The organism is Virgibacillus sp. SK37, assembly GCF_000725285.1.
Taxonomy (GTDB): domain Bacteria; phylum Bacillota; class Bacilli; order Bacillales; family Amphibacillaceae; genus Virgibacillus_Q.
Genome location: NZ_CP007161.1, coordinates 1,341,560 through 1,367,667, shown reverse-complemented (window position 1 = coordinate 1,367,667; position 26,108 = coordinate 1,341,560). Strand labels below are relative to the sequence as shown.

The 26,108-nt window shown below is 41.0% G+C and carries 22 protein-coding genes, 3 rRNA genes and 2 pseudogenes; 14 read left to right on the top strand and 13 right to left on the bottom strand.

The genetic code is table 11. The features are described from left to right. Positions 1 to 376 precede the first annotated feature (376 nt). The 5 genes from rrf to X953_RS07040 form a co-directional block, all read right to left on the bottom strand. A 5S ribosomal RNA gene (gene rrf, locus X953_RS07060) occupies positions 377 to 492 on the bottom strand. 85 nt (positions 493 to 577) lie between these two features. Continuing rightward, positions 578 to 3,493 (bottom strand): 23S ribosomal RNA (locus X953_RS07055). A 288-nt stretch (positions 3,494 to 3,781) separates the two neighbouring features. Beyond that, positions 3,782 to 5,347: ribosomal RNA gene (locus tag X953_RS07050) — 16S ribosomal RNA — on the bottom strand. The 16S, 23S and 5S rRNA genes sit together here, the layout of an rRNA operon. Positions 5,348 to 5,847: 500 nt before the next feature. Next, positions 5,848 to 6,240 (bottom strand): gamma-glutamylcyclotransferase, encoded by a 393-nt coding sequence (locus tag X953_RS07045; RefSeq protein ID WP_040954949.1) that lies wholly within the window; start codon positions 6,238 to 6,240, stop codon positions 5,848 to 5,850. 464 nt (positions 6,241 to 6,704) lie between these two features. Further along, the gene (locus tag X953_RS07040) at positions 6,705 to 6,917 is read right to left on the bottom strand and encodes a YdbC family protein (protein ID WP_040954948.1); all 213 of its coding nucleotides are present in this window, start codon (positions 6,915 to 6,917) and stop codon (positions 6,705 to 6,707) included. A 335-nt stretch (positions 6,918 to 7,252) separates the two neighbouring features. On the opposite strand from X953_RS07040, the pseudogene X953_RS20530 reads away from it, so the two are divergent. Together X953_RS20530 and X953_RS20525 are read left to right on the top strand one after the other, a co-directional pair. Then, positions 7,253 to 7,627: pseudogene (locus X953_RS20530) on the top strand (PAS domain S-box protein); the annotation flags it as partial. Positions 7,628 to 7,648: 21 nt separating this feature from the next. Beyond that, positions 7,649 to 8,167 carry a methyl-accepting chemotaxis protein gene (locus X953_RS20525; protein ID WP_369792739.1) on the top strand — a complete coding sequence of 173 codons (519 nt, stop codon included), beginning with the start codon at positions 7,649 to 7,651 and terminating at the stop codon, positions 8,165 to 8,167. Positions 8,168 to 8,236: 69 nt separating this feature from the next. Here X953_RS20525 and X953_RS07030 read toward each other — a convergent pair whose 3' ends face one another. Then, entirely contained in the window at positions 8,237 to 8,860 is a 624-nt protein-coding gene (locus X953_RS07030; protein WP_040954946.1) for a fumarylacetoacetate hydrolase family protein, read from the bottom strand. A gap of 37 nt (positions 8,861 to 8,897) precedes the next feature. Then, positions 8,898 to 9,320 (bottom strand): MarR family winged helix-turn-helix transcriptional regulator, encoded by a 423-nt coding sequence (locus tag X953_RS07025; protein WP_040954945.1) that lies wholly within the window; start codon positions 9,318 to 9,320, stop codon positions 8,898 to 8,900. A 161-nt stretch (positions 9,321 to 9,481) separates the two neighbouring features. Here X953_RS07025 and X953_RS07020 point away from each other — a divergent pair, with 161 nt between their 5' ends. The 6 genes and pseudogenes from X953_RS07020 (at position 9,482) to abc-f (ending at position 15,998) form a co-directional block, all read left to right on the top strand. Further along, entirely contained in the window at positions 9,482 to 10,513 is a 1,032-nt protein-coding gene (locus X953_RS07020) for an LLM class flavin-dependent oxidoreductase (protein WP_040954944.1), read from the top strand. 107 nt (positions 10,514 to 10,620) lie between these two features. Then, positions 10,621 to 10,749, top strand: a pseudogene (locus X953_RS20520) (NADP-dependent oxidoreductase); the annotation flags it as partial. Positions 10,750 to 10,869: 120 nt separating this feature from the next. Next, positions 10,870 to 11,475, top strand: coding sequence for a zinc-binding dehydrogenase (locus tag X953_RS19080; protein WP_198023324.1), 606 nt, complete (start codon positions 10,870 to 10,872; stop codon positions 11,473 to 11,475). 304 nt (positions 11,476 to 11,779) lie between these two features. After that, positions 11,780 to 12,664, top strand: a complete 885-nt coding sequence (locus X953_RS07010) for a fructose bisphosphate aldolase (protein ID WP_040954943.1) — start codon at positions 11,780 to 11,782, stop codon at positions 12,662 to 12,664. 627 nt (positions 12,665 to 13,291) lie between these two features. Further along, the gene (locus X953_RS07005; protein ID WP_052350075.1) at positions 13,292 to 13,900 is read left to right on the top strand and encodes a hypothetical protein; all 609 of its coding nucleotides are present in this window, start codon (positions 13,292 to 13,294) and stop codon (positions 13,898 to 13,900) included. A gap of 472 nt (positions 13,901 to 14,372) precedes the next feature. Next, entirely contained in the window at positions 14,373 to 15,998 is a 1,626-nt protein-coding gene (gene abc-f / locus X953_RS07000; protein WP_040954942.1) for a ribosomal protection-like ABC-F family protein, read from the top strand. A 249-nt stretch (positions 15,999 to 16,247) separates the two neighbouring features. On the opposite strand, the gene X953_RS19075 is transcribed toward abc-f, so the two are convergent. The 5 genes from X953_RS19075 to X953_RS06980 all read right to left on the bottom strand — a co-directional run bounded on the left by X953_RS19075 (position 16,248) and on the right by X953_RS06980 (position 19,081). Then, positions 16,248 to 16,514, bottom strand: a complete 267-nt coding sequence (locus X953_RS19075; protein WP_052350074.1) for a hypothetical protein — start codon at positions 16,512 to 16,514, stop codon at positions 16,248 to 16,250. A 43-nt stretch (positions 16,515 to 16,557) separates the two neighbouring features. Further along, a complete protein-coding gene (locus tag X953_RS19790; protein ID WP_156958464.1) occupies positions 16,558 to 16,731 on the bottom strand; it encodes a hypothetical protein in 174 nt (57 codons plus the stop codon). Between the two features lie 97 nt (positions 16,732 to 16,828). Continuing rightward, positions 16,829 to 17,539 carry a nucleotidyltransferase domain-containing protein gene (locus tag X953_RS06990; protein WP_040954941.1) on the bottom strand — a complete coding sequence of 237 codons (711 nt, stop codon included), beginning with the start codon at positions 17,537 to 17,539 and terminating at the stop codon, positions 16,829 to 16,831. A gap of 15 nt (positions 17,540 to 17,554) precedes the next feature. After that, the gene (gene fosM / locus X953_RS06985; protein ID WP_040954940.1) at positions 17,555 to 17,977 is read right to left on the bottom strand and encodes a FosM family fosfomycin resistance protein; all 423 of its coding nucleotides are present in this window, start codon (positions 17,975 to 17,977) and stop codon (positions 17,555 to 17,557) included. 63 nt (positions 17,978 to 18,040) lie between these two features. Further along, the gene (locus tag X953_RS06980) at positions 18,041 to 19,081 is read right to left on the bottom strand and encodes a S66 peptidase family protein (RefSeq protein WP_040954939.1); all 1,041 of its coding nucleotides are present in this window, start codon (positions 19,079 to 19,081) and stop codon (positions 18,041 to 18,043) included. A 490-nt stretch (positions 19,082 to 19,571) separates the two neighbouring features. Between X953_RS06980 and X953_RS06975 the strand changes: the two genes are divergently transcribed. From X953_RS06975 to X953_RS06950, 6 genes are all read left to right on the top strand, one after another. Further along, positions 19,572 to 20,027, top strand: coding sequence for a LytTR family DNA-binding domain-containing protein (locus tag X953_RS06975; RefSeq protein ID WP_040954938.1), 456 nt, complete (start codon positions 19,572 to 19,574; stop codon positions 20,025 to 20,027). Further along, positions 20,024 to 20,425 (top strand): DUF3021 domain-containing protein, encoded by a 402-nt coding sequence (locus X953_RS06970; RefSeq protein WP_040954937.1) that lies wholly within the window; start codon positions 20,024 to 20,026, stop codon positions 20,423 to 20,425. Before X953_RS06975 ends, X953_RS06970 begins: the two co-directional genes overlap by 4 nt. 66 nt (positions 20,426 to 20,491) lie before the next feature. Then, a complete protein-coding gene (locus tag X953_RS06965) occupies positions 20,492 to 21,397 on the top strand; it encodes an ABC transporter ATP-binding protein (RefSeq protein ID WP_040954936.1) in 906 nt (301 codons plus the stop codon). Beyond that, on the top strand, positions 21,398 to 22,132 hold the full coding sequence (locus X953_RS06960; RefSeq protein WP_040954935.1) for an ABC transporter permease: 735 nt from the start codon (positions 21,398 to 21,400) through the stop codon (positions 22,130 to 22,132). A gap of 111 nt (positions 22,133 to 22,243) precedes the next feature. Then, entirely contained in the window at positions 22,244 to 22,843 is a 600-nt protein-coding gene (locus X953_RS06955; protein WP_040954934.1) for a histidine phosphatase family protein, read from the top strand. 95 nt (positions 22,844 to 22,938) lie between these two features. Further along, positions 22,939 to 23,193 carry a hypothetical protein gene (locus tag X953_RS06950; RefSeq protein ID WP_040954933.1) on the top strand — a complete coding sequence of 85 codons (255 nt, stop codon included), beginning with the start codon at positions 22,939 to 22,941 and terminating at the stop codon, positions 23,191 to 23,193. A 949-nt stretch (positions 23,194 to 24,142) separates the two neighbouring features. Here X953_RS06950 and X953_RS06945 read toward each other — a convergent pair. Then, positions 24,143 to 25,966 (bottom strand): hypothetical protein, encoded by a 1,824-nt coding sequence (locus X953_RS06945; protein WP_040954932.1) that lies wholly within the window; start codon positions 25,964 to 25,966, stop codon positions 24,143 to 24,145. Positions 25,967 to 26,108 lie beyond the last annotated feature (142 nt).

Here is a 26,108-nt window from a genome sequence, read left to right as displayed (position 1 = left end):
AGTTATTGGACAGTTCTTGGTGTTTGGAGGGGGCTTTTGTCTATTAGGGAAGAGCTATTGGACAGTTCCTGGCGTTTGGATGGGGTTTTTGTCTATTAGGGAAGAGCTATTGGACAGTTCTTGGCGTTTGGATCGGGCTTTTGTCCATTAGGGAAGAGCTATTGGACAGTTCTTGGCGTTTGGATCGGGCTTTTGTCCATTAGGAGGTTACTATATAGCACAGTTCAGTATGAATGACTCAAGATTTATCTCTGATAGGATATTAACGGACACGAAACCTCAGAAAATAAACTGGCGCGGTATGGCAAATCATCCTATAAATCACCCAATTCAAAAAGCATTGCGATACTCTACGTATCACAATGCTTTTTGAATTGCCTAGCGGCGTCCTACTCTTGCAGGGACAACGTCCCAACTACCATCGGCGCTGGAGAGCTTAACTTCTGTGTTCGGCATGGGAACAGGTGTGACCTCTCCGCTATTGCTACTAGACCACTTTTTAGCGGTATATATCATAAAATGAATTTATACCCTAAAAACTAAATAAGAGAAAAACAACGACCATCAAAGAAGAAAATTAGTTAAGTCCTCGATCTATTAGTATCCGTCAGCTCCACGTGTCACCACGCTTCCACCTCGGACCTATCAACCTCATCGTCTCTGAGGGATCTTACTCACTCGAAGTGATGGGAAGTCTCATCTTGAGGGGGGCTTCATGCTTAGATGCTTTCAGCACTTATCCTTACCACACGTAGCTACCCAGCTATGCTCCTGGCGGAACAACTGGTACACCAGCGGTGTGTCCATCCCGGTCCTCTCGTACTAAGGACAGCTCCTCTCAAACTTCCAACGCCCACGACGGATAGGGACCGAACTGTCTCACGACGTTCTGAACCCAGCTCGCGTACCGCTTTAATGGGCGAACAGCCCAACCCTTGGGACCGACTACAGCCCCAGGATGCGATGAGCCGACATCGAGGTGCCAAACCTCCCCGTCGATGTGAACTCTTGGGGGAGATAAGCCTGTTATCCCCGGGGTAGCTTTTATCCGTTGAGCGATGGCCCTTCCATGCGGAACCACCGGATCACTAAGCCCGACTTTCGTCCCTGCTCGACTTGTAGGTCTCGCAGTCAAGCTCCCTTCTGCCTTTACACTCTGCGAATGATTTCCAACCATTCTGAGGGAACCTTTGGGCGCCTCCGTTACCTTTTGGGAGGCGACCGCCCCAGTCAAACTGCCCGCCTGACACTGTCTCCGGACCGGATCACGGCCCTGGGTTAGAATGGTCGTACAGCCAGGGTGGTATCCCACGGATGCCTCCACCGAAGCTGGCGCTCCGGTTTCCAAGGCTCCCACCTATCCTGTACAAGCTGTACAAACATTCAATATCAGGCTACAGTAAAGCTCCACGGGGTCTTTCCGTCCTGTCGCGGGTAATGCGCATCTTCACGCATAGTATAATTTCACCGGGTCTCTCGTTGAGACAGTGCCCAAGTCGTTGCACCTTTCGTGCGGGTCGGAACTTACCCGACAAGGAATTTCGCTACCTTAGGACCGTTATAGTTACGGCCGCCGTTTACTGGGGCTTCGGTTCTGCGCTTCGCGTAAGCTAACGCTTCCCCTTAACCTTCCAGCACCGGGCAGGTGTCAGCCCCTATACTTCGCCTTTCGGCTTCGCAGAGACCTGTGTTTTTGCTAAACAGTCGCTTGGGCCTATTCACTGCGGCTCCTCCTTAAAGGAGCACCCCTTCTCCCGAAGTTACGGGGTCATTTTGCCGAGTTCCTTAACGAGAGTTCTCCCGCTCACCTTAGGATTCTCTCCTCGCCTACCTGTGTCGGTTTGCGGTACGGGCACCTATGAACTCACTAGAGGATTTTCTTGGCAGTGTGAAATCAGGAACTTCGGTACTCAATTTCCCTCCCCATCACAGCTTGAAATTGTTGGACGGATTTGCCTATCCAACTTTCTCACTGCTTGGGCGCACACATCCATCGGTGCGCATTCCTTATCCTACTGCGTCCCCCCATCGTTCAAACGCTCATGAGGTGGTACAGGAATATCTACCTGTTGTCCATCGCCTACGCCTTTCGGCCTCGGCTTAGGTCCCGACTAACCCTGAGAGGACGAGCCTTCCTCAGGAACCCTTAGGCTTTCGGTGAAAGAGATTCTCACTCTTTTTTCGCTACTCATACCGGCATTCTCACTTCCAAGCGCTCCACCAGTCCTCACGGTCTGACTTCACAGCACTTGGAACGCTCTCCTACCATTGTTCGTAAGAACAATCCGCAGCTTCGGTGATACGTTTAGCCCCGGTACATTTTCGGCGCAGAGTCACTCGACCAGTGAGCTATTACGCACTCTTTAAATGATGGCTGCTTCTAAGCCAACATCCTGGTTGTCTGGGCAACTCCACATCCTTTTCCACTTAACGTATACTTTGGGACCTTAGCTGGCGGTCTGGGCTGTTTCCCTTTCGACTATGAACCTTATCACCCATAGTCTGACTCCCAAGTCTAAGTAGCTGGCATTCGGAGTTTGACTGAATTCGGTAACCCGATGAGGGCCCCTAGTCCAATCAGTGCTCTACCTCCAGTACTCATTTCTTGAGGCTAGCCCTAAAGCTATTTCGGAGAGAACCAGCTATCTCCGTGTTCGATTGGCATTTCACCCCTACCCACACCTCATCCCCGCATTTTTCAACATACGTGGGTTCGGGCCTCCAGTCAGTGTTACCTGACCTTCACCCTGGACATGGGTAGATCACACGGTTTCGGGTCTACGACCACATACTCAAATCGCCCTATTCAGACTCGCTTTCGCTGCGGCTCCGTGTCTTCCACTTAACCTTGCATGGGATCGTAACTCGCCGGTCCATTCTACAAAAGGTACGCCGTCACCCATTAACGGGCTTCGACTACTTGTAGGCACACGGTTTCAGGTTCTCTTTCACTCCCCTTCCGGGGTGCTTTTCACCTTTCCCTCACGGTACTGGTTCACTATCGGTCACTAGGGAGTATTTAGCCTTGGGAGATGGTCCTCCCGGATTCCGACGGAATTTCTCGTGTTCCGCCGTACTCAGGATACACTCCGGAGAGAATTCCTTTTCGATTACAGGGCTCTTACCTGCTATGGCTGATCGTTCCAGATCGATTCATCTAAAGAATTCCTTTGTAACTCCAAAGGAGTGTCCTACAACCCCAGAAAGCAAGCTTTCTGGTTTGGGCTAATTCCGTTTCGCTCGCCGCTACTTGGGAAATCGCATTTGCTTTCTCTTCCTCCGGGTACTGAGATGTTTCAGTTCCCCGGGTCTGCCTCACATAGCCTATGTATTCAGCTATGCGTACTGTTCCATTACGAACAGTGGGTTCCCCCATTCGGAAATTCTCGGATCAACGTCTACTTACGACTCCCCGAGACATATCGGTGTTAGTCCCGTCCTTCATCGGCTCCTAGTGCCAAGGCATCCACCGTGCGCCCTTATTCACTTAACTATTTTTACAATGAATAAGCGTGCTAATTTCTTAGCCTTACTTTATATCTAAAATTGATGTCGTTGTTACTCTTATTTAGTTTTCAAGGTACAACTTCCACAGGATGTGGTGGCTTCTGTGTTCGTCACAAATGTTTTAGATGGGACGAGTAATCGCAGTCCCAGGAGGTGACGGTACTTAACAGAAGTTCCTTTGAGAAGCTTTCGCTCTCTCAAAACTGAACCAAACAACCATGTATGTCCTTCCTGAAAGGCGTAAACCTTCCAGTGTTCCGTTCTAAATCCTTAGAAAGGAGGTGATCCAGCCGCACCTTCCGATACGGCTACCTTGTTACGACTTCACCCCAATCATTGGTCCCACCTTCGGCGGCTGGCTCCAAAAGGTTACCTCACCGACTTCGGGTGTTACCAACTCTCGTGGTGTGACGGGCGGTGTGTACAAGGCCCGGGAACGTATTCACCGCGGCATGCTGATCCGCGATTACTAGCGATTCCGGCTTCATGCAGGCGAGTTGCAGCCTGCAATCCGAACTGAGAATGGTTTTATGGGATTTGCTTGACCTCGCGGTTTTGCTTCCCTTTGTTCCATCCATTGTAGCACGTGTGTAGCCCAGGTCATAAGGGGCATGATGATTTGACGTCATCCCCACCTTCCTCCGGTTTGTCACCGGCAGTCACCTTAGAGTGCCCAACTAAATGCTGGCAACTAAGATCAAGGGTTGCGCTCGTTGCGGGACTTAACCCAACATCTCACGACACGAGCTGACGACAACCATGCACCACCTGTCACTCTGTCCCCGAAGGGAACTCGGTATCTCTACCGATTGCAGAGGATGTCAAGACCTGGTAAGGTTCTTCGCGTTGCGTCGAATTAAACCACATGCTCCACCGCTTGTGCGGGCCCCCGTCAATTCTTTTGAGTTTCAGCCTTGCGGCCGTACTCCCCAGGCGGAGTGCTTAATGCGTTAACTTCAGCACTAAGGGGCGGAAACCCCCTAACACCTAGCACTCATCGTTTACGGCGTGGACTACCAGGGTATCTAATCCTGTTCGCTCCCCACGCTTTCGCGCCTCAGCGTCAGTTACAGACCAGAGAGTCGCCTTCGCCACTGGTGTTCCTCCACATCTCTACGCATTTCACCGCTACACGTGGAATTCCACTCTCCTCTTCTGTACTCAAGTCCTCCAGTTTCCAATGACCCTCCACGGTTAAGCCGTGGGCTTTCACATCAGACTTAAAGGACCGCCTGCGCGCGCTTTACGCCCAATAATTCCGGACAACGCTTGCCCCCTACGTATTACCGCGGCTGCTGGCACGTAGTTAGCCGGGGCTTTCTGGTTAGGTACCGTCAAGGTGCCGCCCTATTCGAACGGCACTTGTTCTTCCCTAACAACAGAGCTTTACGATCCGAAAACCTTCATCACTCACGCGGCGTTGCTCCGTCAGACTTTCGTCCATTGCGGAAGATTCCCTACTGCTGCCTCCCGTAGGAGTCTGGGCCGTGTCTCAGTCCCAGTGTGGCCGATCACCCTCTCAGGTCGGCTACGCATCGTTGCCTTGGTGAGCCGTTACCTCACCAACTAGCTAATGCGCCGCGGGCCCATCTGTAAGTGGTAGCAAGAAGCCACCTTTCAACTTTCCATCAGGTGATGAAAAGTATTATCCGGTATTAGCCCCGGTTTCCCGGGGTTATCCCAGTCTTACAGGCAGGTTGCCCACGTGTTACTCACCCGTCCGCCGCTCGTTCCACAAGCGTCACCTCCGAAGAGGATCAACTTGCTTCCCGCGCTCGACTTGCATGTATTAGGCACGCCGCCAGCGTTCGTCCTGAGCCAAGATCAAACTCTCCATAAAAGTTTGAATAAGATCGACACCAATCAATCTTATCTCCATGTCTTAGCTGCAGAAGCGTTAACTTCTGGCTTTTTAAAAATTAACGAAAAACGTCATGTTTTTCTTGACATACTGGTTGTTTTGTTCAGTTTTCAAAGAGCAAATATGTTGTCACTTTCAAAAAAGCGACTTTTACATCATACCATTCAGAGATACATGTGTCAACAACTTTTTTCATAGTTTATAAGTTTCACATTATCTTCTCAAATTGGCGACTCAATTAATATATCACATATCATAAAGGGAAGTCAATAATTTTTTTCGTCTTTACAAACAAATGATATTGAATAAGATCGGCTGCACGTTTTGTAATCTGTTTAAGCAGCGAGAACAATATTACATTTTCTAGAAACGAATGTCAACAGTTGAAAAATTTTATTTTCCCCAACCAGAATAGTAGTTGTTTTTTTCCTCCTTGTTGTATGAATAAACTCCAAAGTGCGGCAAGCATAAGTTACCCTTTATGGTACATGCCTCTTCCAATCTCCGCTTTCTATAACCGATAAACGCATCTCCATTGATTTAATTGACATTACATATAGATATGCCAGCCAACTAGCTTTATCGGTAAAGATCGTTTGTTCAATCCGATCATACAAGTTATTTTTTCCTTCCCCTATATACCCTTCCAATACATCAAGTTCCTCCAGCTTATCCTTTGTTACTTCATATAACTCTCCATATACTTTCCCATATTTATACTTTTCCAGGACTGGATAATAGCTTGTTGTGGAGTACAGCTTTCCTGCAGTCCATGCTCCTTCGGCAACAAGTCGTGAATTTGCCAAAAATTCATTATTACTTTCCTCTTTGCGTAAGGTTCCGTATACAAAAACCATATACTTTTCGGACATTTAAAGCGCTCCCTTTATTGTAATAATACTCCTTCTTCTATAGAAAGAGGGAAAGTTCATTTTATATAATTTCAACCTACATCTTACCACTCTAATTTATTTAAAACTGCTTAATTTGACTTATTCATCGCGAATTATCCGCAACCTTAGCTTTTATATATAATTAGCGCTTGCGTATTCCCTCTTTCACTAGTGATTTCTATTCCATTTAAATCTACGGAATCGCCATCAAACCGTTTTTAAGAACCGGGGGCAGATTGGATCCATAACAGATTAATTACTGGTGGGATATGGAGAAAACACAATGATTCTGTCATACTATAATAGAGGCAAAGCGTCTAAAGAAAACTGTTGGGTTTTGGGATACCGTTCATTGGAGCTGTACTTGGCTTTCACTAACGCAGTAGGCAATATTTCAAAACCTTATCTATTTTACGTAAGAAAGGTTTTAGGGAGATACAAACTTACCTCCCTAAAACCTTTTTTAATTCTTCCAATTCTGATGTTGTAAGGGTTACGCCTTTCCCCATTTTTTCCTTATCTGGAGACCAGTCTCTAATATCATATTTTGGATCTCTTCCATTCCAACTGATTAAATTTACTTCCTTCGTCCACCCCTTCGGTGATTCGGACAACACCCCAAGTGTTTCCATAATTTCAAACTTTAGCTCAGCCAATTTCATCCCTCCTGTACATGCAATATTTTATCGCTTCCTTCTATTAAGACTTTAGCAAATGAAATAGCCACCGTCCATTTTGGAAAGAAGAGAAAATGTGTAAAAAAATTTAAATTACTACCTGTTCCAGGTTTCATCCATTATAATATAGGTAAATATCCTTATGTCGTAAGCCTTAATTAAAGAGTTACACGTTTATGACATAAGGACAATAAAATAAGGATACTGCTATTACAGCCCCCTCCTTTTGAGGTCAGTTATTACATACACCATTCTTATTTCATCTTTAAGGTGTTTTGAAATATAGTAACTTATCTCAAAAGAGGAGAGAAAAAATGTTACATACAAAAGTAAATGAAGAAGTTACCGATGCACACGTTGTAAAAGCTATAGAGGAAAATCTCGCCATTGTCCGCTTTGGGCTTGATCGTCGAATCGCCTATGTTAATGAAGTTTTTGCAAGAACGATTGGCTACACAGCAATAGAGATGAAAGACATGCACCACCAATTACTTTGTTTCCCAGAATTTGCAAACAGTCAGGAATATGAGCGCTTTTGGAGACATTTGCTTACAGGAAAAGTGTATCAGGATAAAATTGAACGAAAAAGTAAGGACGGTAAACGGATTTGGCTGGAGGCTACCTATATGCCAATATATAATGAAGCACACACAAAAGTTATTGGTGTATCCAAAGTAGCAACAAATATAACTGATCGGTACAATAATCTAATGAATGTTGCTGATCAACTTACGCAAATGTCAGGCACATTGAATAACAAAGCAGAAAAAGGAATTATCCGATCAGAAGAATTTTTAGAATTAATGGAACAGCTCGTTCGTGAAACTGAAAATAATACAGAAACTCTCCAGGATCTGCAACAGGAAGCACATGCCATAGGTAAAATTGTGGAAACAGTTAGAGGCATTGCAGTACAAACGAACCTGTTAGCATTAAATGCTGCTATTGAGGCTGCTCGCGCGGGAGAACATGGTCGGGGTTTCAATGTAGTTGCTCAAGAAGTACGTAAGCTATCCGATAATGTGGAAAAATCCATTACTCAAATTCGAGATAACACGGATAAGATTAAGACAGAAATTAACACAATTACAAATGGAACAAAAAAGGTCCAAACACACATGGAAAAAGGCCAGGAAAAGGTACGTGACACTGTGAGTGACTTCAGAGATTTTAATCAATCTTCGCGTCAGTTAGAGGAACAAGCTCAACAATTTAGCAAATTATTGTAAACCTATGCTCATCCAAAACCCCTCCTTCTGTACGGATAGAAAGAGGGGTTTTAAAATGTGGCATATTATCTATCTTTGCTTGACGACAAAGCTTCCTTTTACTTTTTCTCCCCATTTGAGTTCATATTTTTCCCCATCAGCAATGGGACCTACTCCCTCAGGTGTGCCCGTATAGATTATATCACCTTCGTTTAAACCAAAATTCTTTTGAATGTAGTCAATAACCTCATGGAAATTGAATATCATCGATTGGATATTCCCTTTTTGAATCACCTTACCCCCACGTTCCAATGAAAAAATTTCATCTGCACAAGCAGCCGTACCAGGAAAATCCCAGAAATCCGTAACGACTGCCGCATTTTTAAACCCTTTCGCCAAGAGCCATGGATGTCCTTTCTTTTTTAAATCAGTTTGGACGTCTCTTAAAGTAAGATCCACCCCGAGCGCCATTTTTGTTACTACATCATCGACTTGAAATTTTTCAGAAACATGTTTGCCTATGTATAAAACAATTTCTAATTCATGGTGAATGTCACCCATGTTTGCCGGATATGTAATCACCTTGCCATCTGCACGTACAAGTGAATGTGTCGGCTTTGAAAAAACCATTGGCATAGATGGCAGCTCATTTCCGAGCTCAGCCGCATGGTTTGCATAATTACGCCCAATACAAAAAACATTGCTAAATCTCAATCGTTCTCCTCCTTTGAAAGTGAAAGTTGTTGATTCCCTAATCCTCCCGCAAATTAGCTTCCATTTGTTTTAGTAATCTTCGCATAAATAGTAATTCTTCTGGCAAGATTCCGTTAAGCATTTTTTGTTGCTGGTCTTCCCAGACACGGCTAATGGGTTCTTTTAACTGCTTGCCTTTCTCCGTAAGAAAAACTCTGGTGCTGCGTGCATCAATCTCATCCTGTTTGCGGTATATAAATTCATCTTGTTCCAGCTTTCGTAGCATATTACTGAGTGTAGAGGCCTCACACCCCATTTTATCACGTAATTGCGACTGGTTAAGTCCATCCTCCATCCATAATTGACAGAGCGCAGTTTCCTGCCCAATATGTAAATCCACATGGCGGAATTGGCGCGCATATGCTTTGCGTGATTTGGCAGCAATCGTTTGAAGTAGCTCTCGGATCTCTTTTTCTACCATATTCAACACCTCGTTCAATTTGTTAGTATACTAATTATATCCATGTCCTCTTTTTACGTCAAAATTATATGATAAGATGCTTTTATTGACTTACAATTGTTCTTCTATTTTAATTAGGGTACTAATGTTTAGCATATACATAATTAGGAGGGAAAAATAATATGCATAGTGAAGACAATTCATTAAAGCTCTCCATTTTGGACCTGGCGTCCATTTATAATAATGAATCAGCTACCAAAACACTGCAATATTCCACTGAGCTTGCTCAACTAGCAGATAAGCTTGGATTCACAAGATATTGGTTTGCAGAGCATCATAACACAAAACACCAAGCAAGTACTTCTCCAGAATTACTTGCTGCACATGTGGCCGCACTGACAGAACGAATACGGATCGGCTCTGGTGGTGTGATGCTACCAAACCACAGCCCACTTAAAGTCGTGGAAAACTTCTCTCTTCTGGAAGCTCTGCACCCAGGTCGAATTGATCTAGGTATGGGACGCGCACCAGGTACAGATGGAATTACCGCGTTAGCACTTCGTCGTTCTCGAGAAGCGCTTCATGGCGATGATGCCGGTGAACTACTTAATGAGTTGCTAGCTTATTTTACTGGTGATTTTCCTGTAGATCACCCCTTTGCCAAAATTACCCCATCACCAGATCGGTCTCTCCGTCCTGACCTATTTATGCTTGGATCCAGTGATGGGGGTATGCAAATTGCTTCCGAACTCGGACTTGGCTATGCGTTTGCAGCTCAAATTAACCCGGATTGGGCGATCCCAGTACTTCGTAAATACCTGGAAAACTTTAAGCCATCAAAATTCTATAAAGACCCATACAGCATTCTTTCCATTATTGTTGTATGTGCAGAATCTGATGAGGAAGCTGCATATCTTGCAGGCCCGGCAGAGCTACAATGGGCACGTTGGGGCACAGGCCAATTTCATTTTGCTCCACCAACACTTGAGGAAGCCGCCAGTCATTCATACTCAGATCAGGAAGAATTGGTACGTCAACAGAATAAAGGTCGTTTTGTGATAGGCGGTGTCACTACGGTAAAAGAAAAGTTGCTGAAGTTAAAACAGGATGCGCAGATAGATGAGCTGATGATTCTAAATATGATTCCAGACAAAGAAGCAAGGCACAAATCGTATGCATTACTAGCAGATGCATTTCACTTAAATGAAGCCTAAGCTTTTATAAAAAACAAGGAGGTTCTCTATATGTCACTGATGAAAGCATTTGTACGAACAGACGCAGGATCAGACGAAGTCAAAATCGCACAAGTCCCTGTGCCTAAATATCCGCAGAAGAAGTTTTAATTCAGGTAGAAGCTTTTGGTGTAGGCATCCATGACAGATATTTTATTCCTAAAGATGCTCAATTTCCTTTTATAATTGGAACGGAAGGTGCAGGAAAAATTGCTAAGCTCGGAGCAAATGTTACCGATTTTTCCGTCGGTGATCGCGTCATTTTTACCACGAACCTTCAACCAAAGGGCGGTGCGTGGGCAGAATACGCAACCGCCAATAAGGAAACCTTGATCGCCATGCCGGATCAATTAACGTATCAACAAGGCGCTGCCATTCCAGTTGCAGGGAAAACAGCATTGGAAAGTATGCGCGAGCTCGACCTGAAAGCTGGAGACTATTTGTTTGTCGCCGGAGCTTCAGGAGCAATTGGTACTTATATCATCCAGCTTGCAAAAGCACAGGGAATCCATGTGGCAGGATCTGCTTCGAAAAGAAACCATGAATACATGCAATCCCTTGGTGCAGATAAAACCGTAGACTATCATGATGCAGACTGGCCGAAACAGGTTAGGGACTGGGCAAAAGGCGGCGTTACGGCATCACTTGCTATCCAGCCCGGTACCGAGAAAGACAGCATGCAGGTTGTAAAGGATGGCGGAAAGGTTATAACTGTTTCAGGATACGGCCTAAACCTAAATCCCGAGCGGAATATTACCGTAAGGCAAATGGGCCATCATCCGGAAACCCAGAAAAAAGTGATAGAGCTTGTTAAACAATTCGCTGCTGGGAAGATTCAGCTCGTTATTGAAAAAGAGTTCTCTTTTGAAGAAGCATTGGAAGCGTTGAAGAAAACAGAAACAAGACATGCAAGAGGAAAACTGGTTGTTAATGTTAGAGAGTAATTATATAATATCAATTTTACCTGTAGCGATGAAGGACTTTTTCCTGTTCGTTACAGGTTTTTAATTGCATGTATTGATTATTTGCAAAGGATTTTTTTAATGAGCTTCGGAGGCCCAATGCAGGCAACTTTGCATCCGATGCTTTTATTTTGTAGGATTTTATCATTCATTTTGTGCGCCTTACTACACTCTCCCCCTACATTAATGCTACAATTACATTATAAGAGTTGCTTCACACTTTCTTATGAATAATTAATTTCATAGCTGAAGAAGCTAGCACTATTACAATAGAGGAGTGAGATTCATGCAACAAAATCAACTTGAAAAGATTAAAAATGGAAAAGGCTTTATTGCCGCGCTTGACCAAAGTGGTGGTAGTACTCCTAAAGCACTTGCTGCATATGGCGTGCCAGAAAGTTCATTCTCCAATGAGGAGGAAATGTATGATTTAGTACATCAAATGCGGACAAGGATTATTACTTCACCTGCATTTAATCCGGAGCATATCCTAGGTGCTATCCTATTTGAACAAACAATGGATAGTAAAATTGAAGGTAAATACACTGGTGATTACCTTGCAGAAGAAAAAGGCATTGTTCCTTTCCTAAAAGTGGACTTAGGTCTTGCTGAGGAATCCAATGGTGTGCAACTAATGAAACCTATTACAGACTTAGACGATAAATTGCGTCGTGCTAATGAGCGTCATATTTTTGGTACAAAAATGCGTTCTGTTATTAAAGAACCGAATCAAGAAGGAATTAAAGCTGTTGTGGATCAGCAATTTGAAGTTGGTAAACAAATTATTGCTGCAGGTCTCGTGCCAATTATCGAACCAGAAGTTGATATTAATAGCTCAGAGAAAGAAAAATGTGAAGAGCTTTTAAAGGATGAGATTTTACGTCATCTGAATGAATTAAGTGAAGATCAACCAGTTATGTTAAAACTAACTATTCCAACAGTAGCAAACACGTATAAGGAATTAATTGATCACCCTAGAGTGGTACGAGTTGTTGCATTGTCTGGCGGATATTCCACTGATGTAGCAAATCAAAAATTAAAAGAAAATGATGGCCTAATCGCAAGCTTCTCCAGAGCATTAAGCCAGGATCTGAATGTAAATCAGACAGACGAAGAATTTAATGCTGAATTAGAGAAAGCAGTTAAATCTATTTACGAAGCATCCATCTAACATTGTAATATATAAGACTAAGCTGCAGGATATGAAGTTCTGCGGCTTTTTTGTTGCGGACCTGTCTTATATGGATTGGGGGCTCTCTCATTTGGACTTGGTGCTCTCTTATATTTTGTGCTTCTCTCTCATATGGTCTGGGGGCTCTCTCATATTTTGTGCTTCTCTCTCATATGGTCTGGGGGCTCTCTCATATTTTATGCTTTTCTCTCATATGGTCTGGGGGCTCTCTCATATTTTGTACTTCTCTCTCATATAAATGGATTGCTGAGAATGCATCACCAGTTTCTGACTATCCTTTTGTAAAATATTGTTATATACTTAAATAAAATTAATTTTCCCAATAAAATGAATTTAATTTTGTAAAGTTGTAGAAATGTTGTATTACATTTAATTCCACGGGGCTCTTCTTAGCGGTTTTCTGCTCACTACATACTCCAATCTTACCAGCTCATTAATTTTATTATCTCTTTGAAAAAGAGTATGGATTATTTATTAAACCATAGCTGTATAAAATATTTTTCAGTTCAACTTTTTAATGTGTGACGAAATTTGCTGGAAGTAAGACAATAATGATGTGAAATTCAATAATTAAGGACTAACGAAGAAATTTTGAGGAGTGGTTAGTTGAAAAAAGCATATTTAATTGTTTTATTCATTTTCTTTTTATTAATAGCAGGCTGTTCTAATGTAGTGAATACGCAAGAAAAGTCACCTACTATTTCCAGCATAGAGAATTCGAAATATGCAGAGACTTTCAACGAGTTAAATTTAGGTACTATATTTGACTATAATTTTTATCTGCCGCATGCAGATAAACGCTGGGTTCGCCTTTGGGTAGAGAAATATCAGGCTGGTAAAAAAGACGATCAGCCAGTAACCGAGTTAAGTTATGGCATGAGTGTAAATAAGGTCGAGGAAGGCCACTTAGGTTTTGGTATGCTTTCTAATAGTTCTGTCTTACTGTATGGCCCGGGTGTGAATATACATCCCGAAAAAATTGATTTAAATCTGAACGAAGAATACATGACGTCATGGGGGCATGCGATAGAAGAGGGAAAAGAAATTGATCTGGAATTGGGGAAACCCAAGCTACTTGCCGCTTATTGGCAAACCGCAAGTAACAAAATACCAACCATTGATTTTCAAAATGAAAAAGATATAGAAAATCTAATAAAAGAGAATGAACTCGTGCTCTTGCTGAAAATAAAGATAGATGAAGAAATGCCTGATTAACAACTCATTAAAGGATGCTGACTTGGTGTGTTTGCTGGCTGTCTCGGGCGTGAGCTCTTGTGTCTCGGTTGGCACGTCGGCTGTCACGGGCGTGAGCTCTTGTGTCTCGGTTGGCACGTCGGCTGTCGCGTGCATGAGCTTTTGTGTCTCGGTTGGCATGCTGACTGTCTCGGACATGCGTTTATCTGTCTCGGTAGTACGTCCTTTGGTTGTTTTTTACAAAATATTATGATAAACTTCCTTTAATTAAGTAGAAAGGAATGATGGGTGGACAATGGATAACTAATCTTATTTTTTAGTATTTGAAATAGTAATTTCGAAGACTGCAAAATTAGGATTAGTGTGCCCATTTTTCTATGAACGGAATGGCTATTTATGTGAATAGCTTATTTTGGCACTGTTAAATGCAACTAATCCTTCCAATTACCTGGGAGGATTTTTTTATTCTCCCAGTAAAAAGGGGATAAATGAAATGTTGGAAATACTACAATTAAATGATGTTAGCATAGAGATAGAAGGTCATATTCTATTGGAAAATATCAACACTACCGTTCAACATGGGGATCGGATTGGTGTTATTGGAAAAAATGGAGCTGGTAAATCGACATTGCTGGATGTCCTGCAGCGACAACGTCAACCTACAGAAGGAAAAATAAATTACCCACGTGAGAAACCTATTTTTAGTATAGTAGAACAGGAAACGAAAACACATACCTTTGACCAGGCTTCTCCATTAGAATCTGCTCTATTGGAAAAATGGCAAGTACCAAACTTAATTTATAATAAATTGAGCGGTGGTGAAAAACTGAAAGCACGGCTGGCACGAGGTATTGCTCAAAATGCAGACATCCTTTTACTAGATGAACCGACAAACCATCTGGACAAACAAGGTAGACGTTTTCTTATTGAACAGCTTAACGCTTGGAGAGGCTCCATTATCTTTGTCTCTCACGATCGCGAATTTTTGGATGCAGTGGCCACAAAAATCTGGGCGATTGAAGACCAGACGGTGACTCCCCACCTTGGAAACTATTCCAGTTACATGAAAGCTCGTGACCAAAAGCGACTTACCCAACAAAGGGAATATGAAAAGCAACAGAAAATGAAACAGCGAGTCGAAGCACAAATAAAGGAATTGGATTCATGGTCACAAAAGGCTCACGAACAATCCACTAAAAAGGATGGTTTTAAAGAATATTATCGGGTCAAAGCCAAAAGAATGGATGCACAAGTTAAATCAAAACAAAAACGGTTAGAGAAGGAATTGGAAAAAATAGATGCCGAGCCAGTTGAGCCGGAATATAAAGTAAATTTTACTATGGAGTCAAACCAAAAAGTTGGCAAGCGTTTTGTGGAATTTAGAAATGTTAGAAAGTCATTTGGAGATCGGAACCTTTTCAACAATGTCCAACTAACAATTCAGCATGGTGAAAAAGTAGCCATTTCGGGTGCGAATGGGAGTGGGAAAACCACATTTTTGAATATACTCATGGGACTAGAAACTGCAAATGGGGATATTTGGATGTCCCCTACTGCAGAAATAGGCTACTTAACACAGGAAGTATTTGATTTACCGCTGGATCAATCACCTGCTCAATTATTTCATCAAAAAACGTATCAAGATCGGGGTATCGTGCAGAATCTGATGAAGCATTTGGGCTTTACAGCATCTCAATGGGGAGAGCCGATTTACCAGATGAGTATGGGCGAACGCGTTAAATGTAAGCTAATGAAATATATTTTGGAGGAGAAAGATGTGCTTATTCTCGATGAACCTACTAACCATTTAGACATTGCTTCTCGGGAGCAGTTAGAGGAAACATTGGCAGCATATAATGGAACTCTAATTGTCGTAACGCATGATCAATATTTCCAGAAAAGAACAACCAATATAGAGCTTCGAGTTGAAAACCAAACTGTTGTGAAGCATTCAGAACAAGCAAGGGCACTTGACGATAAAGAAAAAACGAGGCTCCAGCTGGAAACAGAGAGACAGGAAATTTTGGGGAGACTTAGTTTCATGACTCCACAAGATAAGGACTATAAACATTTAGATGCACGATTTAATGAACTAACAGAGAAAATAAAGGAACTATAGTTTAACTGAAGCGACCTGTTTTAAGCGCAGGTCGTGCAAGTTACTATAAACATTTAAATTGGGAATTCGAAAGGGAATTTAAGCATATTACAGTAGGTTGTCTTTCATCAACTTTATGTTGGAAATTTAACAAGATTTCCTACTCGCAATGTCTGTCGTCTCCCTTATGATGGACATTCATATTCGATTTCCGCACCGCAGTGTTTGTCATACCTGTTCACTCTCACCAAGCAGTTTCGCTTTAGCAATTTAGTCTTTAATAATTATGTGCTCAGGCTTTTTTGGCATTTCTTTTAATGACGTTTTTAAAAAACCTGGGCGAAGTTGTATATTATGTAAATCTTCTAGTGGTATCCACTTATAAATTAGTCGTTCCCCTTCTTCCCCATAAAAGCTTTCTTTCTCTAAGGTAAAGCTCCCTTCTTGGAGAGAAACATGATAATATAAACCAATCTCGTGATAATTCCGCTGTTCATATTCAAAGAAGTTTTCAGTTATCCAGAGCAAATTATTCACTTTTATATCAAAATCTAATTCCTCTTTGATTTCTCTCTTTATACTAGCTTGAGAATCTTCCAGAACTTTTACCCTCCAGAACTTTTACCCTCCCACCAGGTAACGCCCAATAGTTGTCGTTTACTTGCTTGTGTAACAGAAGATGATTTTTCTCCAACATGACCGCTGCTACCCGATAGTTAAAAACAGCATTTTCCAATTTAAATGTAGCATCCATTTCAATTCCCCCTTTTAGTATGCTTATTTGTTACTATTAGTTATCGTAGATCGGGCTATTTATATAAATCTATCAGAGGTCCTCCTACATTGCCCTTTTAAAGTTTGCCAATAGAAAAACCATCGAACAACCTGCCACCATATGGATAGAGCATTGCATCTACAAGCTGGATCACAGGTTCTTTTTCCCCTTTCTTATAAAATAAATCAAACGCCTCGATGAATGCCGCTGCGAAAGCTTCATCGTATTGTTTGAGTGAGCGGATAATCCATTTGGAGCTTCCAAGCCATCGTTCATTCGTTCTTAACGCAAATTCACTTATCCTTTCAGCTAGCGCTCCCGCTATGACGATGTCTTCTCCCCTTGTAGAGCTGCCAATAAAATCATCCAGCATGTCGGTAATGAAATATCGCTTAATATTAATCATTTCTGATGTCCACTTTTCTGGTCCGGCTTCCAGGAGCTCATTCGCTTCCTGTTTAATGCGATGCAATCTCGTGTCTTCTTTTAGAACAATTCCTTCCGCCACCATTCTAAGTAAGGTTGGGATGGCTCTTTCCTTATCACTCACAAAAAAATGCTTATAGGAACTGAAATTATGTACAAAAGCTTCCACAGGCCATTCTAACTCAATAAAAGACTCTCTGTATGAGAAATAAGTATCCTCTGAAAAAATCACTATATCTAGATCAGATGTGTTTGTTGCTTGCCCACGAACTACACTACCTGCAAGCAGCGCCCCTTTGCAGTTCGGATAATTCTTCTCGACAATTTGCTGTGCAGCCTTCCTTGCATCTAATTTCGTCATCCTCCGCCCTCCTACTTAATCGTAAAATTCCATATACGGTTTTTCTTGCTTATAATAAGCAATACGATCCTGTAATGTGCCTGTATGGAATTCAAATTTATGACCATCTGGATCAGTAAAATAAATCGATTGTTTATCCTTTTTATCTCTTGGTCTGCCAGATAATATAGTTACATTCAAATCGACTAATTTCCTGTAGACCCTTTCAACATCCGCTTCCTCTATCGAAAAAGCAATATGGGTATAGGACTGACTAATTTCATGGCGTGGAATATCTTTTTCCACATTGAGCGCCAACCACATTCCGTGTAAATCAAAGTATGCGGTATTCTTTCCTTTCACTAAAAGCTTCGCATTAAATACACTTTCATAAAATGCAATGGATCTTTCCAAATTGGAAACCGAGAATAGAAAATGATTGAGTCCTGTAATATGCATTTAACCCACCTCGAATATCTTTGAAATATGTTTCTATCCAAAATTTCTTTGCTGGCAACTCACTTACACTTGAAAAGGGTTTTCCAGCAAGGTAATCTCCTTAGTCAACGGATTTAATTCTACCTTTCCCCCCAATGGCAACACCAGCTTGGGATCGGTATGCCCAAAATCAACATCTGTAGCGATTGGTAGATTGCTTGCACCAAACTCTCCGCTTATTACATCTGTAATGATTTTGTTTAATTCTTCTTTTTCAGCTGCAGAATAATCCTTTGGCCTGCCAAACATGACGCCATTTATCTTTGAAAATACGCCCTGCATGCCATAATTACGCAGCATGTAACCGACTTCCATTGCAGAAGGTTTCTCTTCAGATGTTTCAAAAAAGAGAATTTTCCCTTCCCAAAAGGATTTATCCACCCAGTAGGAGGTGGATTTCATGAATTCCAATACTTCGATACAACCTCCCCAAAGCTCACCTTGTACTTTGACTTCCCCTTGGAGAAAATTCCACCCAGTTGAATTATCATGAAACGTTTTACACTCCCCAAGCGTATCCAAGTTGCCCCAATCCTTATAGCCATTTGTCCACTGCTGATAAGGTTTATAATTGTATGGAAACGGACTGGTGAATAAAAATGAATGCAAATGCTCCATATATGCAGAAGGTAAATGACGAATTTGAGCAAAACCAGCCATAACAGAGGGTCCATAAAATGTAATCATTCCCAGTTTATTTAAGTAAGCTAAAAAAGTTGTCGCATCCGAAAATCCCATAATAAATTTCGGGTTGCTACGAATCAATTCTACATTCAAATACGGCAGAATCCGAATAGATTCATAGCCTCCAATAGTAGTAATAACCCCATCTATGCAATCATCTGCAAAGCAACGATTAATATCGTCAGCACGGAGCTGCGGATTTTTATATAATTCTTCTGGTGCCATTCTTGCTGTCGGCATTTCTATTATTTCAAAGCCGAGCACTTCCTGCATCTGCTTAAGGCCAAGTTCATATATTTCCGGAAACAAGTACGGAAGTCCATTAGATGGGGAGATGATCGCAATTTTGGATCCTTTTTTAAGCCTTTTCGGTTTGATCATAACATCGGCTCCTTTTGTATCATTTATGAAAATTTTCCCTTGATTTATTTTTCAGTATTTTTAGCTTACTATTCGTTCAGGCTTTAGGCAATCGCAAAGTGTAATTTTTTATAGTTCTTTTTTTTAATGGTTTAAATTCAACCTAAAGTTTACCTTTTCTTCCTAAAGTATACATTAATCTAACACATTAATTTTAATTTCGCATGACTTTGCTTTATTCTAGCAGGGTTTTGAAGCTTGAGGAGAGAACTATTTATTAAATTTGGAACCTTTTTAGGGCAACAAACGTAAGTGAATTAACTGAATAATATGACCTATTTGATAATCCATCAAATAAAAAGTAGATTAAGGATATGGAGAAAAGACCTTTACAGATAATTTGATACATAAATAACCACACGTTGTTTACTGGAAATTACATTTTATACATAATTGCTATTCAAATATATAGTCCTTCTTCATAATTAAAAGTGATCGGAGGGGATAATTGGTGAAGGTGAAAATTGATATTGACGATGACCATGAAGAGACATCCATCATTATCCATGCAAAAGAGTGGAGTGAAGACTTGGCTTCTCTTGTAAAAATGATTAAAAACTCAAACACAGGTCGTGTTGTCGGTATAGACGGTGATCAATCCATCTTGCTTCATCCAGATGACATTGATTATGTATTTGCCGAGGGAAGAAAGATATTTGCAATGACAAACAAACAACGTGTTGAGTTGAAAATGAAATTGTATGAAGTGGAAGAGTTACTTGCTCCAAGAAAATTTCTGAGATTCTCAAAATCAGTCATTGGCAATATGGAACAAATTCAATGTTTTGAAGTGGCATTTAACGGTAATCTATGTGTTTATTTCAAATCTGGAAATAAGGAATATGTATCACGTAAATATGTAACAACATTAAAAAATCAACTCTTGATGGAGAGTGATAAGCTATGAAAACGAATATTTTAATAAGAAGTATGATAGGTCTTGGGTATGGCGGATTATTTACTTTTACCTACATGTCTATTTTATTATTCTCTCATTATAAGATTGAATTATCCCAGCTTTGGTTTACCACACTGGCGTTTATGTTAATTGGCCTTTATTTTGGTCTTTCCTCTTTCATCTATAGTAGCGAAAAATGGAGCATGCTCAAAAAAACGATTGTGCATTTCATGTTATCGATCCTCGCTTTCTATATCATTATGCTTAGCACTGGAATTATACCTGCAGATATTTGGACCCTTCTAGCCAATTTTATTATTTTTACATTAATTTATTCTGGGTTCTGGTTTGGTCATATACTATATTACAGAAGAATAATTAAAGAGATGAATAACTCAATTAAGTGATGGCACTATAAATATTCCATCAACAAAATTGCTCGAGTCAAAACAATTACTAAGGAGGTAATACATATGGAAAGCTTAATACAGGTGAACAATGTAACCAAACGTTTTGGTAAAACGACCGCAGTGAATAACGTCTCTTTCACGATTGAAAAAGGGTCCACTGTAGCTATTTTAGGGCCGAATGGTGCCGGAAAAACAACAACTATTTCCATGATGTTGGGGTTGCTGGAACCGACAGAAGGTGGAGTTACATTATTTGGTGAAAATCCAAAGGAAGTAGCTGTTCGTAACCGGATTGGGGCTATGTTGCAGGAGGTTAGTGTCATTGATCAGCTAAAGGTTCGGGAGGTGCTTGAACTATTTAGGAGTTATTATACGGACCCTCTTTCCATGGAGGAGCTTATTTCTGTAACAGGTTTAAATGAAGAGATGTTGAAAAAATGGGCGAATAAACTGTCAGGAGGGCAAAAAAGAAGATTAGGATTTGCCCTTGCACTTGCAGGAAATCCTGACCTCCTCTTTTTTGATGAACCTACGGTAGGACTTGATATTACAGCTAGAAAGAATTTTTGGGAAAAAGTAAATATGCTTAAGGCACAGGGAAAGACTGTTATTTTCACGACACATTATCTTCAGGAAGCAGACGACTTTTCTGAAAGAATTATTCTTTTTAATAATGGAGAGATTATTGCGGATGGTAAACCAGATGAGATCAAGCATAATGTTGCGGCACGTAGCGTATCCTTCCAAACTACTAATAAAGATGCTGTTATGGTACAAATAAAAACCGTTGAAGAGGTTATTCGTTGTTATGAAAAGGAAGACAGAATTTATGCTGTGACAAATGATACGGATGCCGTTCTCGCAAAAATCTTCGCCCAAGGAATTGATGCAAAGGACATATTTATTGAGCAAGGGCGCTTGGAAGAAGTATTTGACCATTTGACCTCAAAACAGAAGGAGGTTGTCTAGATGAATGCAATCTTGACGCAATGCAAGTTTGAGATGGTTCGTATCTTTCGGAACCCCTACTTCGTATTTTGGTCTCTATTTATGCCAATATTATTTTATTTTATCTTTACGAATATAGTAAATACAGGTGTACCAGATCAAGGGGAATGGCAAGCCTATTATCTGATGTCCATGACCACATTTAGTGTGATGGGCTCTGCTATTATGAACTTCGGCATTCGCATGGTGCAAGAACAAACAGAGGGCTGGTCGACGTTTATGAAGCTTACTCCCTTCCCTTCCTGGGCATATTTCGCATCAAAAATGTTTGGCCAATTAATCATTCATTTATTATCCATTCTGATCGTTTTTTTAGCAGGCTATCTTATAAACGGTGTTTCTTTATCCGTTTCTCAGTGGGTATTTTCCGGCATATGGGTGCTAATTGCTTCCATCCCCTTCTTAGCCTTAGGTTCACTGGTGGGCACGATGAAAAAGGTAGAAACAGCTAGCGGGGTTAGTAATATTATCTATTTAGCGTTGGCTATTATTGGGGGAATGTGGATGCCAATCAACACTTTTCCTACATTCCTGCAAAATATCGCAGAATGGCTACCATCCTATCATTTCGGGAGTGGTGCTTGGAATATCGTTCAAGGAACCTCACCTGATTGGCAAAGCTATCTCATTTTAATTGGTTATCTATTTGTTTTCTTGTTGCTTGCTGTTTCCATCCGGCGTAAACAGGAAGCGTGAATTTGAGACTATTTTATTTTTTGAACGCGATATGAGCTCATAAAAGCCTTATTCAACTGTCTATGGTTTAATAGAGAGAGAAACGTATATTTATAGAAAGTAGGTTTACACATGACAACAATCAGCTTGGTAAGGCACGGAATAACAGATTGGAATGTTCTTGGTAAAGCACAAGGAATAACGGACATCCCTTTAAATGAAGAAGGGAAAAAGCAAGCACTTCAGCTTGGAGAAAGATTAGCCCTAGTAGAACCATGGGATGTGATAATTAGCAGTGATTTATCCAGAGCAAGTGAAACTGCCAGAATTATTGGGGAGAAAATAAACGTTCCTGTCGATCATTATGATCAACGTCTCCGTGAAAAGGATTTCGGAAAAATACAAGGAACAACGGAAGCAGAAAGACTGGCTACGTGGGGTGAGAACTGGCGTGAGCTAGATTTAGGCGCGGAACCAATGGAGGCTGTTGCCAAAAGAGGAATAGCTTGCTTGAATGATTTAGCAGTGAAACACCAAGATAAACGCGTATTAATTGTCAGTCATGGCGCGTTAATTGGCTCCACCCTAGAGGGTTTATTTCCGGGGAAATTTACCGAAACAAAAATGGGGAATACATCCGTAACTATACTAAAAAACATTCATGAAGAGTGGAATTGCTCGCTATATAACTGCACCACTCATTTAAATCAACATATGGAATTAAAAGCTTGATAAGCACTTGGTATGAATAGCTGCGCGACATCTTTTGCTAGCATAAAAAGCATAAATATGTAATGAACAGAACCAACTTTATAGAGGTGACCTCATTGAAAAATTTCATTATTTTTAGCGCCAGTTTTTTGGCCTTATTTTTCTTGTTACAAATTCTATTTGGTATGCTTTTAACCTTCCTATATACACCTGATATAGAAGGAGCGTGGGAGTCAAGTGCAACTCTCTCAAGTGAAACAACCCTTTATGGTATTGGTCCACTTCTACTCTCCATATTATCAGCGTCACTTGCAGCGATGATTGCTTATGGATTGATGCGAAAAATACGAAAAAAACATCTGAGCAGATAAAAAGTGGTTACAGATAAAATTTTATTGAGGAGTTTTATATTTGCTTTTACTTGCAGAAATATTGCGCACACTTAGTTTAATAATACTTATTATAAGCTCTTCCTTTTACTTACGCCATTTGACTAAAGCGAAGAAACAAAGAAAACTATCTTCATCCGAGTTTTTCTGGTTTATTCTGATACAGGTAGCTTTTCTTCTCTTCGCTATTAGTTTATTGCTTTTTGTATTCAGATAAAGCAAAAGTAGAATAGGAGAAAACTTCATTGCAAGTATTGGGGGCAAACGTTATCTCGTGAACTTTTTCCCAAAGTAGGTAAAAAATGTAAACCAGAAAAACTTTTTCCCTAATGCAAAAAGGTTAAATAACACCGCTACGGAAAAACACTGCGCTTTTCGGGGGCGGCTGCTGAGCCTCCTCATGCTAAACGCATTCCGGGGTCTCACCTATGCCTCATCTCCCCCAGAAGTCTCCGTATTTTTCCTTCGCTAAGTTTTACTTTTCTAAGCGGTTAAAGGTAAGAATTATTTTTTTATGTTACTAAATGCTTTTAATTAATAAATAGCATATACCAATTGATTGGAATGGAGGAGACGACTCCTGCCGGAATAGCATGAGCTGAAGACCCTGCACGGAGCGTAGCGGAGGAAGCGGCTGAAGCCATGCCGGCGGAAAGCGTTCATCTGCAATGGAAATCAATGACGATAGATGATCTACTGAGGGTGTTGAGACCATTTATTAGTACTCATAACCTGGCTACTAGTTGATTACTTTCACACCTCCGAGCACAAGAGCGAAGGGTGTCTTCTGAAACGTCCATTTACATTCCAACAAAGTTAGTTCGCATTCTATATATTTTGCGAAACATTGGAAAACCTCAATATTTATTTTGAGGCTAGAAAACAGTAACTCCCGAAAGTTACTGTTTCTCTCTATCCATATTCTTCTATTCTACTTCAGTTTCTGTTTTAAAAAAGGATAAGATAATATCAAACCTGCCACATATAGAAGTACTAAGAAGTAAACTGGTAGGAGATGGATGAAATCGGTGTATCCAATATACAAATGTGTTCCAATCCCAGCTATAAATGCAGGTAATGCACCAATTGCGATGGTATTCCAGATCCAGCTTGCTCCTTGTCTGAACCCCCATAAGGAAAGCATGAGAACAAGCAAGCCAACACTCACCAGCGCACTGCCAAACCCTGCTCTGTCGTGAGCGATCACAGGTATTAAATTACTGTTCAACTGATCGAGCATCTCTGGTGTCATACAAATAAAACTTAAATCCGTATCTACAAAGACCTTTGTCACGCCAATAGTAGAAATAACGACCCCACCAATGATAATCAAGAAACCCAACATCACAAATAACAGCTGCCCATATAATCCAAGCTTCCAAGCTCTATCGTTTGTACCGTGTCTTGAAGTCGGACTTCCCTTGATCGTTTTACTCTCTTTAAGACTAAGAAAATACACAGGCAATAAGATCAGCCAAAATAAACCATGCAGCCAGTCAAAATAGCCGAAACCAATAAACAGAAAAATACCTAGAAATCCCATAATCGCTGCAGAATGAAAAGCAATCTTCGCCCAATGCATATTAGCTTTAATCCCATTTCTAGCAAGCTGAATATACAAAATTCCACCAGATATCATTGTGCCAGCGAGCGCCATCCGGTCATGGGACATAAATGCTAAGATACGTGGGTTAACCTGCAAGAGTTCCGCTCTTGTGAGTCCAAGAAAGGTTTCATCATAGGGCAAAATAATACGTGTTAATGCAAAAAAGAAAGCGATGAGCCCGCCAAACAAAATAGAGAGCCCGAAGAAAAAAGACCAAAGACTAGTTCGATCTTGATCTGGAGTTGATTTCTCCCGCTCAGCAGCTATTCGTTCATGGATACGCTTTGGTAAACCTGGCCCTGTTTTTACATAGCCAGAGGAAAGCATCACTAAATCAGCCCCAGCCTGATGTAATTGCAATCCCTCTTCTGGTGTCTCGACTCCACCGGACGTTATTACCGTCCAGTTGGAATGCTCCGATTTTATCTGTTTAACTGCTCGAATTAAGGAATCATTTGTATGCTGCTTTTCATGCCAATAGCCACCGTTCAATCGACTAGGTGCATCGATCACAATACCATCTGCATGTGGATGAGTGATCCCAGTTTTTAGTTCATCTGCATGTAATCCAATATAAAAAGCGCAGCCTGGCCACTGATCCTCTTTCTTCACAAAATCATTCATTTGTTGTTCAGTCAAAATAAATGCATCTACGAATGGAATCAACTGTTGCGCAATTACGTCCCATTCTCTTTTACCTACATCACGATCCAACCTGGCTACTATGGGATTGCTTATAGGATGGTTTGTTAACTTCTTAATTGCTAGCTTTAGAGGAACTTTCTCCAACTGATAAGAAAATTGAATGGTGTTATTTTCCCAAATAGGTTCTTCTTGTTCCAGAGGCTCTTTCAACACAACCGGACCAATTTCCAAAAAACCAAAGCCAAGCTCCTGAAAAGCGAGCATGCCTGATAGATTTGGATCTATATGCCCAGACAACCCAATCGGTGAAGGATATTCTGTATTATTTATTACCTTTTGCAGCTCGGCTGGTGGTTTCATATGTCCTAGAAATCCAATGAGTTGCTTTCCTCCTGGTATAGAGGCAATGCAGCTCATGGAATGATGGATGAACGTGCGACTTATTCTCGCAGACATTTTATCTAATATTAACTTTTTCATTGGATGATAAGACCAATCTGGCATACACAACACCTTCTAAACGCCTGTCATTTCATGGCTTCAATAGTTAAATTTTTATGAGTAACCTCTTTTATTTTAACATGGTTATAATGCTGGCAGAACTGAAATTTTACAATAGAATCTGGTACAGAAAGGTAAGTGATAT

Excerpts from the sequence above, each read along its gene's own strand:
- X953_RS19790 (WP_156958464.1), bottom strand. The coding sequence starts at position 16,731 with ATGGATGCTACATTTAAATTGGAAAATGCTGTTTTTAACTATCGGGTA.
- X953_RS20525 (WP_369792739.1), top strand. The coding sequence starts at position 7,649 with ATGAATGTTGCTGATCAACTTACGCAAATGTCAGGCACATTGAATAAC.
- abc-f (WP_040954942.1), top strand. The coding sequence starts at position 14,373 with ATGTTGGAAATACTACAATTAAATGATGTTAGCATAGAGATAGAAGGT.
- X953_RS07020 (WP_040954944.1), top strand. The coding sequence starts at position 9,482 with ATGCATAGTGAAGACAATTCATTAAAGCTCTCCATTTTGGACCTGGCG.
- X953_RS06980 (WP_040954939.1), bottom strand. The coding sequence starts at position 19,081 with ATGATCAAACCGAAAAGGCTTAAAAAAGGATCCAAAATTGCGATCATC.
- X953_RS06965 (WP_040954936.1), top strand. The coding sequence starts at position 20,492 with ATGGAAAGCTTAATACAGGTGAACAATGTAACCAAACGTTTTGGTAAA.
- X953_RS06990 (WP_040954941.1), bottom strand. The coding sequence starts at position 17,539 with ATGACGAAATTAGATGCAAGGAAGGCTGCACAGCAAATTGTCGAGAAG.
- X953_RS06970 (WP_040954937.1), top strand. The coding sequence starts at position 20,024 with ATGAAAACGAATATTTTAATAAGAAGTATGATAGGTCTTGGGTATGGC.
- X953_RS19080 (WP_198023324.1), top strand. The coding sequence starts at position 10,870 with ATGCCGGATCAATTAACGTATCAACAAGGCGCTGCCATTCCAGTTGCA.
- X953_RS07010 (WP_040954943.1), top strand. The coding sequence starts at position 11,780 with ATGCAACAAAATCAACTTGAAAAGATTAAAAATGGAAAAGGCTTTATT.
- fosM (WP_040954940.1), bottom strand. The coding sequence starts at position 17,977 with ATGCATATTACAGGACTCAATCATTTTCTATTCTCGGTTTCCAATTTG.
- X953_RS06960 (WP_040954935.1), top strand. The coding sequence starts at position 21,398 with ATGAATGCAATCTTGACGCAATGCAAGTTTGAGATGGTTCGTATCTTT.
- X953_RS07045 (WP_040954949.1), bottom strand. The coding sequence starts at position 6,240 with ATGTCCGAAAAGTATATGGTTTTTGTATACGGAACCTTACGCAAAGAG.
- X953_RS07025 (WP_040954945.1), bottom strand. The coding sequence starts at position 9,320 with ATGGTAGAAAAAGAGATCCGAGAGCTACTTCAAACGATTGCTGCCAAA.
- X953_RS06945 (WP_040954932.1), bottom strand. The coding sequence starts at position 25,966 with ATGCCAGATTGGTCTTATCATCCAATGAAAAAGTTAATATTAGATAAA.
- X953_RS06955 (WP_040954934.1), top strand. The coding sequence starts at position 22,244 with ATGACAACAATCAGCTTGGTAAGGCACGGAATAACAGATTGGAATGTT.